Below are 18,103 nucleotides of genomic sequence, written 5' to 3'. Positions count from 1 at the left end.
TAGTGTTGTCTGACAGCACGGTGCTGTGATGACCATCATTTGGAGTGTGAGTCCCCGTGGCCCTCAATAACCCGGCATTCAATACCCCGGCGTTCCAGGACCCTCGTGCCGGCGCCCAGACCCGTTACAGCCCTCCCGCGGCCCCCGCCGCGAGCGCGGCAGCCGCTGCTGAAGCGGCCAACCTCGAGGGCATGTACACCGCCCCCGCGGCGGGTGCCGTCGAAACCGATCGCATGACGATCGAAGACACCGTCTTCAAGACGCTCGCGCTGTTCGGCGTGCTCGTCGTCGGCGCCGTCGTCGGCTGGATCTGGTCGATGGCCGGCGTCAGCGTCGCGAACCCCAGCCCCAGCGCCGCCCCGATGATCGTCGGTGGCCTCGTCGGCTTCGTGCTCGCGATGGTCGCGATCTTCAAGAAGAAGCCGTCCGTCCCCGTCTTCCTCGCCTACGCGGCGTTCGAGGGTCTGTTCGTCGGTGGCATCTCGGCGTTCTTCGAGTTCATCTACCCGGGCATCGTCATCCAGGCGACGCTCGCGACGCTCTCCGTCGTCGGTGTGACCCTCGCGCTGTTCGCGAGCGGCAAGGTGCGCGCCTCGGCCCGCGCCACGAAGATCTTCCTGATCGCCATGGTCGGCTACATGGTGTTCGGCCTCCTCAACATCGTCCTGATGCTGTTCAACGCCCCGATCGCCGGTGGCGCGTTCGGCATGTACAGCACCGTCAAGATCCTCGGCATCCCGCTCGGTGTGATCATCGGTGTCGTCGTGGTCATCATGGCCGCGTACTCGCTCGTGCTCGACTTCGACCAGATTCAGCGCGGCGTGCGTAACGGAGCGGCTCGTGTCTACGGCTGGGTCGGCGCCTTCGGCATCATGGTCACCGTCGTGTGGCTGTACGTCGAGATCCTGCGCCTGATCGCGATCCTGCGCGGCAACAACTGAACGTTCCGCTCGAAGGGCCGTCCCGTTCCGGGGCGGCCCTTCGTCGTTCCCGGCGCGCCCCGCCCGCCTGCTCACCCGCTCGCTAGCTCGCCCGCCCGCCCGCCTGTCGAGTGTCCAAGACACGCCGCAACGGCGTCGTTCGTAACGGCGTGTTTTGGACACTCGACGTTCTCTGCGAGCCCCGCGCGCCACGCTCCGCAAGGGGTGCGGCGCACGCGCCACCCGGCGCTAGCCTCGCGCCATGAGCCCCGCGAAGACTCCCCCCGAGATCCTCGACATCGACGGCCATGAGGTGCGCGTCACGAGTCCCGACCGCGTCGTCTTCCCCACCCCAGGCCTGACGAAGCTCGACCTCGTGCGCTACTACCTCGACGTCGCCGAGGGCGCCCTGCGGGGAGCAGGAGGCCGACCGATGGTGCTCAAGCGCTTCTCGAAGGGCCTCGACCAGGAGCCGTTCTTCCAGAAGCGTGTGCCCGACAAGCACCCCGCCTTCATCGACACCGCAACCCTCCACTACGCCTCCGGCACCTCCGCCGAGGAGACGGTGATCCGGGATGCCGCGGGCCTGGCGTGGGTCGTCAACCTCGGCTGCCTCGACCTCAACCCTCACCCCGTTCGGGCCGAGGACCTCGACCACCCCGACGAGCTGCGCGTCGATCTCGACCCCATGCCCGGGGTCGACTGGGCACAGATCGTCGATGTCGCCTTCATCGCCCGCGAGGTCCTCGAAGACCACGGGCTCGTCGGATGGCCGAAGACCTCGGGCTCGCGGGGGCTCCACATCCTCGTGCGCATCCGTCCCGAGTGGGACTACGCCGACGTGCGCCTCGCCGCCGAGACGCTCGCCCGCGAGGTCGAGAACCGCGCGCCCGGGCTCGCGACCGCTCGCTGGTGGAAGGAGGAACGCGGCGAAAGCGTCTTCGTCGACTTCAACCAGAACGCAAAGGACCGCACGGTCGCCTCGGCGTACTCGATCCGGGCGCTCCCCGACGCGCGCGTGTCGACTCCGCTGACGTGGGACGAGGTCCGCGACCGCCGCCCCGAAGAGTTCACCGTCCTCACCGTGCCCGAGCGCTTCCGCGCGATCGGCGATCCGCACGCCGGGATCGACGACGCGGCAGGATCCCTCGACGCCCTCCTGGCTCTCGCGAAAGAGCTGGGGCCCGCCGAGAAGCCTCCGCGCGGCTCCGACGGCTCCGGTCGCCGCGCCTCGACCATGCCTCTCATCGAGGTCGCGCGCACGAAGACCAAGCCCGAAGCTCTCGATGCCCTCGAGACGTGGAAGTCACGGCATCCGGAAGCCGCGGACGCCCTCCACCCGGCCGACATCCTCGTCGACGGCATGCGCGGTTCGAGCTCGCTCTGGTACCGCGTGCGGGTGAACCTGCAGCATGTCCCGGATGCCGAACGTCCCGCGCAAGAGGACCTGATCGCCGACTACGACCCCTGGGCCGGCCGGAAGTGAGGCCGTCGACCGGTCGGGTCGTGGTCCAGATGTAGGAGCGTTCATCGCAACAGGAGCCGAACGAGGCGCAGCGTGCACATCAGCCCCACCGGTCCTGCATATGAACGACACCTCGCGCCTCGCACCCGGGCGGAGTCAGCGGCGCCGCGGGCGCGTCAAGGCCTCACCGCACGCCGCGGCCAGCGTCTGCATCGCGCGCGCCGGACTCAGGGTCGCCGCCGCGTCCACGGCCTCGGTCGACAGCCGCTCGCGCACCTCGGCATCCGTCAGCACACGAACGAGGGCCGCGACGAGGGCGCCCTCGTCGCCATCCGGAACCAGGATGCCACCTCCCCCGGCAAGCATGTCGCGCGGGCCGTAGCGGATGTCGTAGGCCACCACGGGGGTACCGTGCGCGAGGGCTTCGGCGAGGGCGAGCCCCTGCCCCTCGAAAGCCGAGGTGGTGAGGTACACGGCCGCGCCGTCGAGGACGGCACCGGGGTCGTTCGTGAGCCCGGGCAGCGAGATACTTCCCGCCAGGCCGAGCTCGGCGACCAGAGCTTCGAGCGCCTCTCGCTGGGCGCCGGCTCCCCACAGCTCCAGCCGCGCCGTGGGGACCTCTGCGACGACCCGGGCGAACGCACGGACGGCCGCGGGAAGACGTTTGCCGGGAGCGAGGCGCCCGAGCACCACGACACGACCGGCGTCGCGGTCCGCCGCGGGGACGACCCTCTCCGGCGCGCGGACGGCGTGCGGCGCGACGAGGTCGTTCGCCGCGGTCCCGAAACGTTCGCGCACGTCGTCCCGCTGCTGCGCGGTGGGCCACAGCACCGCGTCGAAGCGCGGAGCGATCTCGAACCATCGCGTCCAGAGCGCGTTGAGGTCGGAGTCAGCACGGTAAGGGGCTTCGAGGTGGATCGTGTGGACGGTGTGCACGATCCGGACCTCATCGTCTCCCCAGCCGACGATCAGTTCCCCGAGCTGCCGCGACTCGCAGATGACGACGACGGGACGCGGATTCTCCGCGCGGAGCTGTCCGGTGAGGTGCGCGAGCCACGCGCGGTAGAGCGCACCGAACCCGGCGACGACGCCGACAGGCTCGCCCGCGGCATCCCGGATCACGATCGGCGCCGTCGTCAGGTGCCAATCGGGGTCGATGACGTTGGGCAGGGAGACGGCGCCGCCCGCGACGTCGCGGTACTCCAGGGTTGGATCGGCTTCGCCGGGCATGGCCGCCCCTCGCAGCCACTCCGCGGCCCCTCCCTCGACGTCCACCGCTTCATCGAAGAGATTACGGAAGACCTCGGATGCCGCCGCCGCCCCGCGCTCCACGAACGTCGCGCGGTGCTGGGCATGGGCGTCGGGCGTTCCCGGATCGACCGTGAGAAGTAGCGGTTGCGCACCGGCATCCGCCATCTGACGCGCGCGGGCGAGCGTCGAGATCGTGTACCCGCCGTCGAGGTCGGGGATGAGCCTGCTCGACAGGATCAGGTACCAGGCGTCGGGGAACGGCATCACGCCTCCATCCTCCCCTGGCATCCCGGTACCCGCGTACCCACGCTTGGGGCGTGTTCGTCCGTTCGGGGCGCGCCATTCCCCGCCCCGACCGCCGATTCGCGCCCCAAACCGGGCACCACGACCAACGCTCGCAGCAAAAACGCCGCCGCCCGGAGGACGACGGCGTCTTGCCGCGCGAGTGGCCGAGGGCTCACTCCCACTCGATGGTCCCCGGCGGCTTCGACGTCACGTCGAGCACCACGCGGTTGACGTCCTTCACCTCGTTGGTGATGCGGTTCGAGATTCTCGACAGCACGTCGTAGGGCAGGCGGGTCCAGTCGGCGGTCATGGCGTCTTCCGACGACACGGGACGCAGCACGATGGGGTGGCCGTAGGTGCGACCGTCGCCCTGCACGCCGACCGAGCGCACATCGGCGAGAAGCACGACGGGGCACTGCCAGATCTCGTCGTCGAGGCCGGCCTTGGTCAGCTCGGCGCGGGCGATGGCGTCGGCCGCACGCAGGATCTCGAGACGGTCAGCGGTGACCTCGCCCACGATGCGGATGCCAAGACCGGGCCCCGGAAAGGGCTGGCGGCCGACGATCGCCTCGGGAAGGCCCAGTTCACGACCGATCGCGCGGACCTCGTCCTTGAAGAGGGTGCGCAGCGGCTCGACGAGCTCGAACTGCAGATCCTCGGGGAGCCCGCCCACGTTGTGGTGGCTCTTGATGTTCGCGGTGCCCGTGCCGCCGCCGGACTCGACCACGTCGGGGTAGAGCGTGCCCTGCACGAGGAAGCGCACCTGCTCGCCCTCGGCCTTGGCCTCGGCGACGAGGTCGGCCTGCACCTTCTCGAACGCGCGGATGAACTCGCGACCGATGATCTTGCGCTTCTGCTCGGGGTCGCTCACGCCTGCGAGGGCGTTCAGGAAGGTCTCGCGCGCGTCGACCGTGATGAGCTTCACCCCGGTGGAGGCGACGTAGTCGTTCTCGACCTGTTCGCGCTCGCCCTGGCGGAGCAGCCCGTGGTCGACGAACACGGCGATGAGCTGGTCGCCGACGGCCTCGTGCACGAGGGCGGTCGACACGGCGGAGTCGACGCCGCCCGACAGTGCCGAGATGACGCGCGATGATCCGACCTGCTGGCGGATGCGCTCGACCTGCTCGGCGATCACGTTGCCGCTGTTCCAGTCGGCGGGGAGACCCGCAGCCTTGTGCAGGAAGTTCTCGAGCACGTGCTGGCCGTGGTCGGAGTGCTTGACCTCGGGATGCCACTGCACTCCGTACATACGACGTGCGTCGCTCGCGAAGGCGGCGACGGGCGTGTGCGCGGTGCGAGCGAGCACTTCGAAGCCCTCGGGAGCCCGCGACACCTGGTCACCGTGGCTCATCCACACGTTCTGCTCGACCGGCTGCCCCTCGAGCAGGGTGCCCTCGGTCACGATCGTGGCGTCCGTCGCCCCGTACTCGCGCAGGCCGGTGTTCGCGACCTCGCCGCCGAGGGCCTTGGCCATGACCTGGAAGCCGTAGCAGATGCCGAGCGTCGGCACGTCGAGATCGAAGACTCCGGCGTCGAGGCTCGGGGCTCCCTCTTCGTACACCGACGAGGGCCCGCCCGAGAGGATGATGCCCACGGGGTTCTTGGCCGCGATCTCTTCCGCCGAGGCGGTGTGCGGCACGATCTCGCTGTAGACGCCCGCTTCGCGGACGCGGCGGGCGATCAGCTGCGCGTACTGGGCGCCGAAGTCGACGACGAGGACGGGGCGCTGGGACGTTTCGGTCTGTTCGGTCACCGGTTGCCTTCCGGGGCGGGAACGGGAGCGGATGCCAGGGCGGCTTCGCGCTCGGCGAGGTAGGCGCGTACGCCGCGAGCGGTACGCACCTCGAGGATGAAGGAGAGGAACGGGACGACGCCACCGAGGGCCAGGAAGACGAACCGACGGAACGGCCAGCGCATCAGGCTCCACACGCGGAAGCACGAGATGAGGTACACGACGTAGAACCAGCCGTGCACCACCAGGATCGCCAACGAGATGTTGACGCCATCACCCGTGGAGATCATCTCGCACCCGTCGCCGCCGGGGATGAAGAGGGAGAACCACTGGCATCCGGGGCCGGCGATGGCATCCGCGAACCACAGGAACCCCCCGGATCCGCCCAGGAACAGCTCCACGTGGATGGGCGTGTACTTCAGGATCATCTCGGTGACCAGCAGCAGAAGGCCGATACCGGTGATGATCGAGCAGATCTGGTAGAAGGTCAGGGCTCCGCGGATCGCCGGGAAAGAGGCGAGTTTCGGGGGACGCGGCATGCGCCAAGTCTAGTCGCGAGGAACCGGCGGCCCCGCCGCCTGCGCCTCTTCCTGGGCGTCTTCGAGGTCTTCGACCTCTTTCTCCCACGCGTCGCGGGCCAGGCGGTACCAGAGGTACAGCGCGAAGCCCGCGAAGATCGCCCACTCGGCCGCGTAGAAGATGTTCAACCAGTTCACGCGGGAACGCTCGTCCGGAGCCGGCGACGAGATCGCTTCGAGCGGCCCGATCGCCGTCTGCGAGGCGACGTACTGGCGGTACACCGCGACGCCGTCGACGTCGTGCCAGCGCCCGAGCAGCATCGCGGGCGACATCCGCGTGAGCGTCTGAGGATCGACCCCGGCGGAGGGACGCGCCGGCCCCTCGTCGGAGATCAGGCGCCCCGTGACCTCGACCTCGGCGGTGGGATCCGCCTCAACCCCGGTGCGCAGGTCGTCTGCGGCGGCCTGGGCCGCCTCGAGCGTCGGAGCCCAACCGAGAGCGACGGCGAGGGATGCCGGCTTCCCTGCGCCGTCGACCCGCAGCTGACCCGTGACCCAGTACCCTTCGACGTCGTCGTTGAAACGCGACGAGACGACGATGAAGTCCGAGGGGATCCACCGCCCGCTCGTCTCGACGCGTTGGCCGACGAGGGGCTCGGCGAGATAGGCGCCCGGCTGCACGACCTCGTCGAGGGGGCGCACCACCTCGGTCATCCCGGGCTCGGAGGGCGCGGTGTCGACCGCGCGCCCCAGCTGCCACTGTCCGAGCCATGCGAGGACCCCGGCGACCACCAGCGAGAACGCCAGCAGCGCGAGCCATCGCGGACGCAGCATCACCTCGCGCAGCGTCGGCGGGAAGACCTCGGGGATCTCCGGAGCAATGGCGGGCGACGAGGTCACGCAGACTCCGGCATCAGTGTCCGTACGGGGCCACGACGACCTCGACGCGCTGGAACTCCTTGAGGTCGGAGTAGCCGGTCGTGGCCATCGACTTCTTCAGAGCGCCGATCAGGTTCGCGGTGCCGTCCGCGACGGGCGCCGGCCCGTAGAGCACCTGCTCGAGCGGGCCGACGCGGTCGACCGCGACGCGACGCCCGCGGGGCAGCTTGGCGTGGTGCGCCTCGGGCCCCCAGTGGAAACCGCGGCCGGGAGCGTCCGTGGCGCGCGCCAGGGCGACGCCGAGCATGACGGCATCCGCGCCCATGGCGAGGGCCTTCACGATGTCACCGGAGGTGCCGACACCGCCGTCGGCGATGACGTGCACGTAGCGTCCTCCCGACTCATCGAGGTAGTCGCGGCGAGCGCCGGCGACATCGGCGACGGCGGTCGCCATCGGCGCGTGCAGGCCGAGCGTGGCGCGCGTCGTGGACGCCGCTCCCCCACCGAAGCCGACGAGCACGCCGGCCGCTCCCGTGCGCATGAGGTGCAGGGCCGCGGTGTAGGTGGCGGCGCCGCCGACGATGACGGGAACGTCGAGGTCGTAGATGAACTTCTTCAGATTGAGCGGCTCGGCCACGCTCGATACGTGCTCGGCCGACACCGTGGTCCCACGGATGACGAAGAGGTCGACGCCGGCGGCCACGACCGTCTCGTACAGGTCGTGGGTACGCTGCGGCGTCAGGGCTCCGGCCACGGTCACGCCCGCGGCGCGGATCTCGGCGAGACGATCGCGCACGAGTTCGGGTTTGATCGGCTCGGAGTAGAGCTGCTGCATGCGGCGGGTGGCATCGGCATCCGGCAGCCCGGCGATCTCGGCGAGGAGCGGCTCGGGGTCGTCGTACCGCGTCCAGAGACCCTCGAGGTCGAGCACGCCCAGACCGCCCAGACGACCGAGCTCGATGGCCGTGCGGGGGCTGACGACCGAGTCCATGGGGGCGCCGAGCACCGGGATCTCGAACGAGAAGGCGTCGATCGTCCACGCCGTGGACACGTCTTCGGGGTTGCGCGTCCGTCGCGACGGCACGACGGCGATGTCGTCGAAGGTGTAGGCGCGGCGGGCGCGCTTGGCGCGGCCGAGGTCGATCTCCATGGTCACCCGCCCAGCCTACCCGCGACCTCCGACCTCGCCGCCGGTCGCCGGTGGACCGTCGGCCGAAAGCGGGGCATCGGCTCCGCGCAGGAGGCGCGTCAACAGTCCGTCGACGGCGAAGAGGAGGAAGGCGAGCGATCCGATCCAGGGGCTGAGCGCCACGGCCGCGGCACTGATGATCACCGCGCTGAGGCCGGCCCTGCCCAGTCGCCGCGCGTCGTCCTCCGACAGATCGGCGACAGCCCCCGACCGCACGGCCCAGGCCCACTGCAGCCAGCCGACCACGATCGCGAGGAAGAAGTTGACGGGCAGCAGGATCCGACCGAGCAGGAGGTCTTCGTAGGACGTGTTCAGCGACGAGGTGAAGGGGACCAGCACGATCAGGAGGAGGCGGATGTTGTTCAGCCACATCCCCGTGTCGTCGATCCGGACGATCCACTCGAACTGCCGCACGTGCGTCATCCACATCACGCACAGGATGAGGAAGCTGATGACGAACGAGAACACCGGATGCGAGAGCGCGAGGAGACTCTGCGCGAGGTCGTCGTTGGTGCGCACCGTGCCGAGGGACTGGTCGGTGAGACCCAGGACGAGGAGGGTCGCCGCGATCGCGAACACCCCGTCGGTGAACGCCTCGGTGCGCCGGGCCGAGACGGACGTCTCCGGGTGAATCCTCCGCCGGATCATTCGCACAGCGTAGCCGTGCCGACCACCGGTGCAACGGTCATCGCGCCCGCACCACGCGCTGCTCGTCCCACACCGGCTCGGGCGACTCGTACACCTCGCCGTCCGATCCGAACACGAGGAATCGGTCGAAGGACCGCGCGAACCACCGGTCGTGAGTCACCGCGAGCACCGTCCCCTCGAATCGCGCGAGGGCGTCTTCGAGGGCCTCGGCTGACGCGAGGTCGAGGTTGTCCGTCGGTTCGTCGAGCAGCAGCAGGGTCGTTCCCGACAGTTCGAGGAGCAGCACCTGGAACCGAGCCTGCTGCCCACCGCTCAGCGTGTCGAAGGCCTGTTCCGCCTGCGCGACGAGACCGTACCGGTCGAGGGCCGAGCTCGCGGCATCCCGTGGCATCCCCCTTCTGTTGTCATCACCGCGGTGAAGCAGATCGAGGAGCGTTCGCCCGATGAACTCCGGATGCCGATGGGTCTGGGCGAACCATCCGGGCACGACGCGCGCCCCGAGGATCGCTCTGCCGGTGTGGGCGACCCGGTCGAGTCCGGATCCGACGGTGGTCACGTGCCCCAGACGCGTGTCGGGATCGGTGCCGCCGCCGGCCAAGAGCCGGAGGAAGTGCGACTTGCCCGAGCCGTTGGATCCGAGGACCGCGACGCGATCACCGAACCAGACCTCCAGGTCGAACGGCTTCATGAGCCCGATCAGTTCGAGCTTCTCGGCGATGACAGCGCGCTTACCCGTGCGTGCGCCCCGCAGGCGCAGCTGCAGATCCTGCTCGGGCGGGCGCTCCTGGGGCGGACCGGCCGTCTCGAATTTCGTCAGTCGGGTCACCGCGGCGTGGTAGCGCGAAGCGAAACCGTCGTTGGCGGCGGCGGCGATCTTCATGCGCGCGACGAGGGCTCGGAGCTTCTCGTGCTCCTCATCCCATCGGCGGCGCAGCTCGTCGAGCCGCGCCATGCGGTCCTCGCGGGCCTCCGCGTACGTCGCGAAGCTGCCACCGTGCACCCACGCGGTGCTGCCGGCGCTGCCCATCTCGAGGGTCACGATGCGGTCGGCCGCGCGAGCGAGGAGCTCGCGATCGTGAGAGACGAGGAGAACGGTCTTCGCGGTGGCGCGCAACTGGTCCTCGAGCCAGCGCTTGCCGGGGACGTCGAGGTAGTTGTCGGGCTCGTCGAGCAGCAGCACGTCGTCGGGGCCGCGCAGCAGCGCCTCGAGAGCGAGTCTCTTCTGCTCCCCGCCCGACAGTGTGGAGAGCTCGCGGAACCGCGCGCGCTCATACGGCACTCCGAGCGCGGCGATCGTGCAGGTGTCCCACACCGTCTCGTGCTCGTACCCGCCCGCGTCGGCGTAGTCGGCGAGCGCCGCCGCGTACCGCATCTGCGTGTCGAGATCGTCGCGTTCGATGAGGGCGTTCTCGGATGCCTCGAGCTCGAGCGCCGCGTGACGGATGTGCGCGGGCGACACCGCGACGAGGAGGTCGTGGACGGTCTCGCCGACCTTCCCGTGGCCGATGAACTGATCCATCACCCCGAGGGACCCACCGATCGCGATCGCACCGCCGTGAGCCTTCTCGTCGCCGCGCACGATGCGAAGCAGCGTCGACTTGCCCGCCCCGTTCGGGCCGACGAGCGCGGTCGTCACCCCTTCCCCCACGCGGAAAGTCACCTCGTCGAGGAGGGGCCGCCCGTCGGGGAGGGTGAACGAGATGGCGGTGAGGTCGAGGTAGCCCATGGGGAGATTCCGGTCGACCGCTCGTGGCGGTGGCGTCGACCTTCGAACGCGCGTGCGCCGTTCGCCGGTCGGCTCGCCGACAAGCGAGCCGACCAGCTTAGCGGCAACTCCGCCCGTCAATGACGACGCGGCCTGGGAACCGCGACGAAAGCCGCTGCGATCATGCCGAGCGATCCCGTTCCGAGCAGGACGAGTCCCGCCGGCCATACGGCTAGCCGGTCACGAGGCTCACCGGAGAACGGACCCGGGTCGTAGACCAAGACCGAGTTGAGCACGAGCAGCACGACTCCCGCCATGACGCAGGCCGCCGCGACAATCGCCGGGATCACGCGCCACGCCCACGTCGCCGCGTTGACTACCGGCTCACTGCCCAACGGCGAACCCGACTCGAGGGTCGAAAGCCGACAGCGTTCGCGATGTCGCCTCGAGAGTCCATACCGGGTACCTCATCCCGAGGGTCTTACGACCCACCCATTTCTGGATCTTATACGTCACCAAAGTTCCGACCGCCCACGCCTTGTAGGAGCTCCCGGCGGGGGCTGAGGGCGACGTCCAACTCACGCTCCCCTTCACGGTCCGCGACTCGTGGACCCCAATCGTGGCGCCGATGCCGCTTTTGCTCGCGCCCAACGTCGCGTCGATCGCGGACTCCACCTCGTAGCTCGCCGACATCGCGCATTTCCCGCGGGCCGCACCATTATGCACTTTGCAGATCGCGAGCTGAACACCGCGGTTCGTCCAGTTCATCGTGCGACGCACGTCGATGACGTCATACCGGTAGTAGGTGACCGATACCCCGGGATCGGCCACGACCGGATACGTCACCTTCGCCGCGGCCGCGGTATCGATGACCTGCGTGAGTCGATCGCCGTCGATCTCATAGTGCGTCGGGACACTCCGCCCGTCGGCGTCCAACGCCCACGGCGGAGCGACCGTCGCCGCTTCCTGCCCGTCGCGATCGAGGACACTCGCTCCACCGTCGGGCTGAGCGACGAGCGAGCCTCCGTCCCCCGCGGCTACCTCGTAGGTGAAGGTCGTCGGCGCCGCCGCATCGCTCGTCACGGACATCACCTGTAGCACGCCGTTGCTGCGCACAGCGGGGATGATGCTCGACCCGTCTCCGAGTTCGTGCTCGACGGCCCCGTCTCCGACCCGCTTCGTCGCTGTGGTCCCTCCATCCGACGGCAGCGTCACGCTCACCTCCTGCCCTCCGGGTGTCGACAACGTCACGGGTTGCTCGACATCTGCGGGCAGCACAGCGGTGACGTCGCCTGTCCGGGCGACCACATCGTCACCCTCGAGGCGCGCGGGCGCCGTATCGTCGAGAATCTGCTCCAGGACGTCTGGCTCGGGTGCCTCCGCAAAGGCGGGTGTCACCCCGCCGATCGCGATGAGCGCGACGGCGACGACGCCGGTCAGCAGACGTTTCATGATCTCTCCCTGTCTCGATGCGCATGTGTACATGCTTCTTCAGGGATGCTATGGATCGACGAGCGGATTCAAATGTCTACATGATCATTCTCATCTTCTCTCTCACCCGCGCACGAGAAAGGGCCGGGCAGTCACCTGCCCGGCCCCCCTCGAAACGACACGTTACTTCTTGTAGTTCGGCGCCTCGACGACGATCTGCACGTCGTGCGGGTGCGACTCCTTCAGGCCAGCCGAGGTGATGCGGACGAACTTGCCCTTGGTCTTGAGCTCTTCGACGGTGCGCGCGCCGACGTAGAACATCGACTGACGCAGACCACCGATGAGCTGGTAGGCGACCGCCGACACGGGGCCGCGGTAGGGCACCTGGCCCTCGATGCCCTCGGGGATGAGCTTGTCGTCGCTGGGGACGTCGGCCTGGAAGTAGCGGTCCTTCGAGTACGACGTCTTCTTGCCGCGCGTCTGCAGCGCACCGAGCGAGCCCATGCCGCGGTACTGCTTGAACTGCTTGCCACCCTGGAAGACGATCTCGCCTGGCGACTCGTCGGTGCCCGCGAGCAGCGAGCCGAGCATGACGGTGTCGGCACCGGCGACGAGCGCCTTGGCGATGTCGCCCGAGTACTGCAGCCCGCCGTCGGCGATGACCGGCACTCCCGCGGGGATCGCGACCTGCGCGGCCTCGTAGATCGCGGTGACCTGCGGCACACCGACACCGGCGACGACGCGGGTCGTGCAGATCGAGCCCGGTCCGACGCCGACCTTGACGGCATCCACGCCCGCGTCGATGAGCGCCTGAGCGCCTTCGCGGGTCGCGACGTTGCCGCCGATGACGTCGATGTGCGCGAACGACTCGTCGGCCTTGAGGCGCGTCACGATGTCGATGACACCCGCGGACTGCCCGTTAGCGGTGTCGACCACGAGAACGTCGACGCCGGCATCGCGGAGCGCCTCGGCACGCTGCCACGCGTCGCCGAAGAAGCCGATGGCGGCACCGACGCGCAGGCGACCGTGGTCGTCCTTGGTCGCGAGGGGGTACTTCTCGCTCTTGTCGAAGTCCTTGATGGTGATGAGGCCGGCGAGCTTGCCCTCGTCGTCGACGAGCGGCAGCTTCTCGACGCGGTGCTTGGCGAACGTCGCGATGACGTCGTTGGCGTGGATGCCGACGGGGCCGGTGATGAGGCCCTCTTTCGTCATCACGTCTTTGACGAGGGTCGTCTGGCGCTCGAAGCCCGAGACGAAGCGCATGTCGCGGTTGGTGATGATGCCGACCAGCACGCCGTCGGGGTCGACGACGGGCAGACCCGAGATGCGGTACTGCGCGCACATCGCGTCGACTTCGGCCACGGTGGCATCCGGAGTCGTCGTGATGGGGTTCGACACCATTCCCGACTCGCTGCGCTTGACCTGATCGACGATGCCCGCCTGGTCTTCGATCGAGAGGTTGCGGTGCACGATTCCGATGCCGCCCTGGCGAGCGATCGCGATCGCCATGCGCGCCTCGGTCACGGTGTCCATGGCGGACGAAAGAAGAGGCGTGGCGACGGTGATGCGACGGGTGAGGCGCGACGACGTGTCCGCTTCGCTCGGGATGACATCGGTGTGCCCGGGAAGGAGCAACACGTCGTCATACGTCAGTCCGATGAAACCGAAGGGGTCGTGCTGCTCCATGGATCCTCCTGCGCCGTAGCGCCTGTGTGAAAGGGACGTCCGATGGAATTCTAAGCGTCGGGAGCCTGGGAATTGTTCCCGAGCGCTCTGGCCGCCGTGCGCACTCGTGATGACACGGTTCGCTAACGAGGCAGTCGGGGAAACACCCTCGACACATTACGCTCGTAGCGTCGACCGTCGAAGCTGACGGGACGACTTCGTCAGCGTTGCCGAACTGGAGACTCCGTGGGTTATCCCTCCCCCACCGCGACACGATCGCGCACCATATCCCGCATGGCCATCCTCGTGGCGTTCCTCGCGAGCGCCGTCGCCGTCCTGAGCATGTTCCTCGCGTCACCCGCGAGCGCCCAGACGACGACCGCCCCGACCCCGGTCGCTTCGACCGGAACCGGCGACGTTTCGACTCAGTACACGATCGGCGGCATCATCCGTGCCGGCGACGACCCCCTCGAAGGCGTCGAGGTGGCCGTCGAGGGCTCGGGCTTCTCCGAGGTGGGCACCACCGGCGCCGACGGCCGCTGGTCGGTCTCGGTCCCCGGGCCCGGCACTTACACCGCCGAGCTCAAGGTCGACACGCTCCCGGACGGCGTCGTCCCGCGCGACCCCGACAACGTCACCCGCGACGTGACGATCGGCACGACCAACACGGTCAACGTCCTATTCCCGACGGGCGAGGGGACGGCGGCATCCGGATCGATCTGGGACACGCTGTTCTCGCGCTTCTTCTACGGCCTCAACTTCGGCCTCCTGCTGGCCCTGGCCGCGATCGGCATCTCCCTGATCTTCGGGACGACGGGCGTCAACAACTTCGCCCACGGTGAGATGCTCACCTTCGGCGCGATCATCTTCTACGTCTTCACCGCGATGGGCTGGAACCTCCTGCTGGCGGTGGTGCTGACCGTCGCCCTCTCGGCCGCGCTCGGCTGGACACAGGATGCCGTGCTCTTCAAACCCCTGCGCAAACGCGGGGTCGGCCTGGTCCAGGTGCTGATCGTGACGATCGGTCTCTCGATCGTCCTGCGCTACCTGTACCTCTACTTCTTCGACGGCGGCACCCGGAACATCACGACCGGCATCACCGACAACGTCACGATCGGCCCCGTCACCGTGACCCTGACCTCGATCATCAGCATGGGTGTCAGCATCGTGATGCTCGCCGCTGTGGGGTACTTCCTCACCCGCACGCGAATCGGCAAGGCCACGCGCGCCGTGAGCGACAACGCCTCGCTCGCCGCAGCCTCCGGCATCAACGTCGACCGCGTGATCCGCATCGTCTGGGTCATGGCGGGTGCTCTCACGGGCCTGTCGGGCGTGCTCTACGGCCTCTACCGCGGCGTCACGTGGGACATGGGCTTCGCGATCCTGCTGCTCCTGTTCGCCGCGGTGACCCTCGGCGGTCTCGGCAGTGCTTTCGGAGCCCTCGTGGGATCGCTGATCATCGGCATCATCACGGAACTGTCCACCATCGTCATCCCACCCGACCTGCGGTACGCGGTGGCCCTGATCGTGCTCATCGGCGTGCTGCTCTTCCGGCCGCAAGGTGTGCTCGGTCGTAAAGAGCGGATCGGCTGAGGAAAGACGACATGGACTGGCTTTCGATCTTCAACAACGCCGCGGGCGAGCTCATCAGCCCGACCACCGCGGCCTACGCCCTCGCCGCCATCGGCCTCAGCGTGCACTTCGGCTATGCCGGACTGCTCAACTTCGGTCAGGCGGGCTTCATGGCCGTCGGTGCCTATGCCTTCGCCATCGCGACCCTCTCGCTCTCGGCCCCCGTGTGGCTCGCGATCCTCATCGCGATCGCCGCATCGGTGCTGTTCGCCTTCATCCTCGGCATCCCGACGCTGCGACTGCGCGCCGACTACCTCGCGATCGTCACGATCGCGGCGGCCGAGATCGTGCGCTACGTCGTCTCGACGGTCGGTCTGACCGACATCACCGGCGGATCGCAGGGTCTGAACGGCTACAACCGCGAGTTCCAGGCGCTCAACCCCCTGCCGGGCGGCACCTACGGCATCGGGCCGTGGACCTACTCGGCGAACGACTGGTGGGTGCGTCTGTTCGGCTGGGGCCTCGTCATCGTCGCGACGCTCCTCGTCTTCCTGCTCATGCGCAGCCCGTGGGGTCGCGTCGTGAAGGGCATCCGTGAAGACGAGGATGCCGTGCGCAGCCTCGGCAAGAACGTCTACGCCTACAAGATGCAGGCGCTCGTGCTCGGCGGCGTCATGGGCGGCCTCGCGGGCGTGGTGTTCATCCTCCCCCGCGCAGTGCAGCCCGGTAACTACGGCACGGCGCTGACGTTCTTCATCTGGACCGCTCTCCTCCTCGGAGGCGCGGCCACCCTGCTCGGGCCGATCGTCGGCGCGATGCTGTTCTGGGTTCTGCTGTCGCTGTCCAACGGCATCATCGTGGGACTGCGCGACGTCGGCATCCTGGGGTTCATGTCCAGCACCCAGACGGGCCAGGTGCGCTTCATCCTCGTCGGCATCGGACTGATGCTCCTCGTGATCTTCCGGCCACAGGGCATCTTCGGCAACAAGAAGGAGCTGTCGTTCAATGTCTGACACGACCGTCACCCACCCGCTCGTCAAGGGCGAGGTCGGACCCGGCTGCGCCAAGGTCGACCCGATCGTCGTCGCCGACAACGTCACTCGTCAGTTCGGCGGCCTGAAGGCCGTCGACGTCGACCACCTCGAGATCCCGCGCGGACAGATCACCGCCCTCATCGGCCCGAACGGGGCCGGGAAGACGACGCTGTTCAATCTGCTCACGGGCTTCGACAAGCCCAACACGGGCAGCTGGAGCTTCGAGGGGTCGAACCTCGCCGGTGTGCCGGCGTTCAAGGTGTCTCGTAAGGGCATGGTGCGCACGTTCCAGCTCACCAAGTCGCTCGGGCGCCTCTCGGTGCTGCAGAACATGCTGCTCGGCGCCCGCGGGCAGAAGGGCGAGAACATCTTCCGCGCCCTGATCCCGGGGATCTGGCGCTCGCAGGAGTCCGAGAACACCACGCGAGCCGACGACCTGCTGCGTCGGTTCAAGCTCGACGCCAAGCGCGAGGACTTCGCCGCATCGCTCTCGGGCGGCCAGCGAAAGCTCCTCGAGATGGCGCGCGCGCTCATGAGCGACCCGAAGCTCGTCATGCTCGACGAGCCCATGGCGGGCGTCAACCCGGCGCTCACGCAGAGCCTGCTCGGGCACATCCTCGACCTGAAGAAGGAGGGGATGAGCGTGCTGTTCGTCGAGCACGACATGCACATGGTCCGTCACATCTCCGACTGGGTCGTCGTCATGGCCGAGGGCCGCGTCGTGGCGGAGGGGCCGCCCGAGACCGTCATGAGCGACCAGGCCGTGATCGACGCCTACCTCGGCGCCCACCACGACACCGATCTCGGCGACATGACCACGTCGCAGCTCGAGACCATCCAGGCCGAGGCCGCCGCCGAGGCGGAAGCGGAGCTCATCGCCGACGAAAAGGACGGGAAGCTCTGATGACCGACACCGCCACCACCACCCGCACCGCGGTGCTGCGCACCGACGACCTCGTGGCCGGCTACCTGCCGGGCGTGAACATCCTGAACGGGTGCACGGTCGACGCGTACCAGGGCGATCTCATCGGGATCATCGGCCCGAACGGCGCCGGCAAGTCGACGCTGCTGAAGGCCATCTTCGGCCAGGTGAAGATCCGCGGCGGCGCCGTGCTGCTCAACGGCGAGGACATCACCTCGCTCAAGGCCGACAAGCTCGTCGGCAAGGGCGTCGGCATGGTCCCGCAGAACAACAACGTGTTCCCGAGCCTGTCGATCGAAGAGAACCTGCAGATGGGACTCTTCCAACGGCCCAAGGTCTTCGCGGAGAGGTTCGAGTTCGTCAGCGGCCTGTTCCCCGAGCTCGCGAAGCGGCGCCGTCAGCGTGCGGGCTCGCTCTCGGGCGGCGAGCGGCAGATGGTCGCCATGGGTCGCGCACTGATGATGGACCCGTCGGTGCTCTTGCTCGACGAGCCGTCTGCGGGTCTGTCGCCCGTGCGCCAGGACGAGACGTTCCTCCGGGTCGCCGAGATCAACCGTGCCGGAGTGACGATCATCATGGTCGAGCAGAACGCTCGCCGCTGCCTGCAGATCTGCCACCGCGCCTACGTGCTCGACCAGGGCAAGGACGCGTACACCGGTACCGGCCGCGAGCTGCTCACCGACCCCCGTGTCATCGAGCTGTACCTGGGCACCCTCGCCGCCGATGAGGATGCGAAGCGCGACAACCGGGAGTCTCCCGCCTGATCCGACGCCGATATGCCGCGAGCGCGGCGCTCACCCTCGTGGGCGTCGCGCTCTCGTCATGCGCGAGCAGTGCCCCGCCGACACCCGTCTCGGTCGCCCTCGTACAGCAACGCGGCGATATCG

Annotated in this window: 16 protein-coding genes; 6 read left to right on the top strand and 10 right to left on the bottom strand. The window is 68.6% G+C overall.

What is annotated here, in order from left to right:
- The first annotated feature begins 56 nt into the window (after nucleotides 1–56).
- Both AB0O24_RS11445 and ligD read left to right on the top strand, forming a co-directional pair.
- Complete coding sequence (locus AB0O24_RS11445) at nucleotides 57–941, top strand: Bax inhibitor-1/YccA family protein (protein WP_275797514.1); 885 nt, start codon at nucleotides 57–59, stop codon at nucleotides 939–941.
- 241 nt (nucleotides 942–1,182) lie between these two features.
- A complete protein-coding gene (gene ligD / locus AB0O24_RS11440) occupies nucleotides 1,183–2,406 on the top strand; it encodes a non-homologous end-joining DNA ligase (protein ID WP_275799540.1) in 1,224 nt (407 codons plus the stop codon).
- 135 nt (nucleotides 2,407–2,541) lie between these two features.
- On the opposite strand, the gene AB0O24_RS11435 is transcribed toward ligD, so the two are convergent.
- The 10 genes from AB0O24_RS11435 to guaB form a co-directional block, all read right to left on the bottom strand.
- Nucleotides 2,542–3,900, bottom strand: a complete 1,359-nt coding sequence (locus tag AB0O24_RS11435; RefSeq protein ID WP_363375122.1) for a glycosyltransferase — start codon at nucleotides 3,898–3,900, stop codon at nucleotides 2,542–2,544.
- 193 nt (nucleotides 3,901–4,093) lie between these two features.
- Nucleotides 4,094–5,674: a glutamine-hydrolyzing GMP synthase gene (gene guaA, locus AB0O24_RS11430; RefSeq protein ID WP_363374961.1), complete on the bottom strand. Its 1,581-nt coding sequence runs from the start codon at nucleotides 5,672–5,674 to the stop codon at nucleotides 4,094–4,096.
- On the bottom strand, nucleotides 5,671–6,192 hold the full coding sequence (locus tag AB0O24_RS11425) for a DUF3817 domain-containing protein (protein ID WP_058614267.1): 522 nt from the start codon (nucleotides 6,190–6,192) through the stop codon (nucleotides 5,671–5,673). The genes guaA and AB0O24_RS11425 overlap by 4 nt, the downstream gene beginning before the upstream one ends.
- Before the next feature lie 9 nt (nucleotides 6,193–6,201).
- Nucleotides 6,202–7,071 (bottom strand): SURF1 family cytochrome oxidase biogenesis protein, encoded by an 870-nt coding sequence (locus AB0O24_RS11420; RefSeq protein WP_363374957.1) that lies wholly within the window; start codon nucleotides 7,069–7,071, stop codon nucleotides 6,202–6,204.
- A gap of 13 nt (nucleotides 7,072–7,084) precedes the next feature.
- Nucleotides 7,085–8,200, bottom strand: a complete 1,116-nt coding sequence (locus AB0O24_RS11415) for a GuaB3 family IMP dehydrogenase-related protein (RefSeq protein ID WP_058597889.1) — start codon at nucleotides 8,198–8,200, stop codon at nucleotides 7,085–7,087.
- A gap of 15 nt (nucleotides 8,201–8,215) precedes the next feature.
- Nucleotides 8,216–8,887 carry a TMEM175 family protein gene (locus tag AB0O24_RS11410; protein WP_307382646.1) on the bottom strand — a complete coding sequence of 224 codons (672 nt, stop codon included), beginning with the start codon at nucleotides 8,885–8,887 and terminating at the stop codon, nucleotides 8,216–8,218.
- A 37-nt stretch (nucleotides 8,888–8,924) separates the two neighbouring features.
- Nucleotides 8,925–10,613, bottom strand: coding sequence for an ATP-binding cassette domain-containing protein (locus tag AB0O24_RS11405; protein ID WP_363374954.1), 1,689 nt, complete (start codon nucleotides 10,611–10,613; stop codon nucleotides 8,925–8,927).
- Between the two features lie 116 nt (nucleotides 10,614–10,729).
- Nucleotides 10,730–10,942, bottom strand: a complete 213-nt coding sequence (locus AB0O24_RS11400) for a hypothetical protein (protein ID WP_275797301.1) — start codon at nucleotides 10,940–10,942, stop codon at nucleotides 10,730–10,732.
- A gap of 34 nt (nucleotides 10,943–10,976) precedes the next feature.
- Nucleotides 10,977–12,044, bottom strand: a complete 1,068-nt coding sequence (locus AB0O24_RS11395) for a hypothetical protein (protein WP_363374952.1) — start codon at nucleotides 12,042–12,044, stop codon at nucleotides 10,977–10,979.
- Nucleotides 12,045–12,206: 162 nt separating this feature from the next.
- On the bottom strand, nucleotides 12,207–13,709 hold the full coding sequence (guaB, locus tag AB0O24_RS11390; protein ID WP_363374949.1) for an IMP dehydrogenase: 1,503 nt from the start codon (nucleotides 13,707–13,709) through the stop codon (nucleotides 12,207–12,209).
- 273 nt (nucleotides 13,710–13,982) lie between these two features.
- Between guaB and AB0O24_RS11385 the strand changes: the two genes are divergently transcribed.
- Genes AB0O24_RS11385 through AB0O24_RS11370 form a run of 4 tightly spaced genes read left to right on the top strand, consistent with a single transcriptional unit; the run spans nucleotide 13,983 to nucleotide 17,980 of the window.
- Nucleotides 13,983–15,281, top strand: coding sequence for a branched-chain amino acid ABC transporter permease (locus AB0O24_RS11385; protein ID WP_307382652.1), 1,299 nt, complete (start codon nucleotides 13,983–13,985; stop codon nucleotides 15,279–15,281).
- A gap of 11 nt (nucleotides 15,282–15,292) precedes the next feature.
- On the top strand, nucleotides 15,293–16,273 hold the full coding sequence (locus AB0O24_RS11380) for a branched-chain amino acid ABC transporter permease (RefSeq protein ID WP_307382654.1): 981 nt from the start codon (nucleotides 15,293–15,295) through the stop codon (nucleotides 16,271–16,273).
- Nucleotides 16,266–17,198 (top strand): ABC transporter ATP-binding protein, encoded by a 933-nt coding sequence (locus tag AB0O24_RS11375; RefSeq protein WP_275799018.1) that lies wholly within the window; start codon nucleotides 16,266–16,268, stop codon nucleotides 17,196–17,198. The genes AB0O24_RS11380 and AB0O24_RS11375 overlap by 8 nt, the downstream gene beginning before the upstream one ends.
- On the top strand, nucleotides 17,198–17,980 hold the full coding sequence (locus tag AB0O24_RS11370) for an ABC transporter ATP-binding protein (RefSeq protein ID WP_058597882.1): 783 nt from the start codon (nucleotides 17,198–17,200) through the stop codon (nucleotides 17,978–17,980). The genes AB0O24_RS11375 and AB0O24_RS11370 overlap by 1 nt, the downstream gene beginning before the upstream one ends.
- Nucleotides 17,981–18,103: the final 123 nt, after the last annotated feature.

Source organism: Microbacterium sp. NPDC086615 (genome assembly GCF_040686055.1).
Classification (GTDB): domain Bacteria; phylum Actinomycetota; class Actinomycetes; order Actinomycetales; family Microbacteriaceae; genus Microbacterium.
The sequence above is the reverse complement of the archived record's forward strand: the minus strand, read 5'-3'. Positions and strand labels throughout refer to the sequence as shown.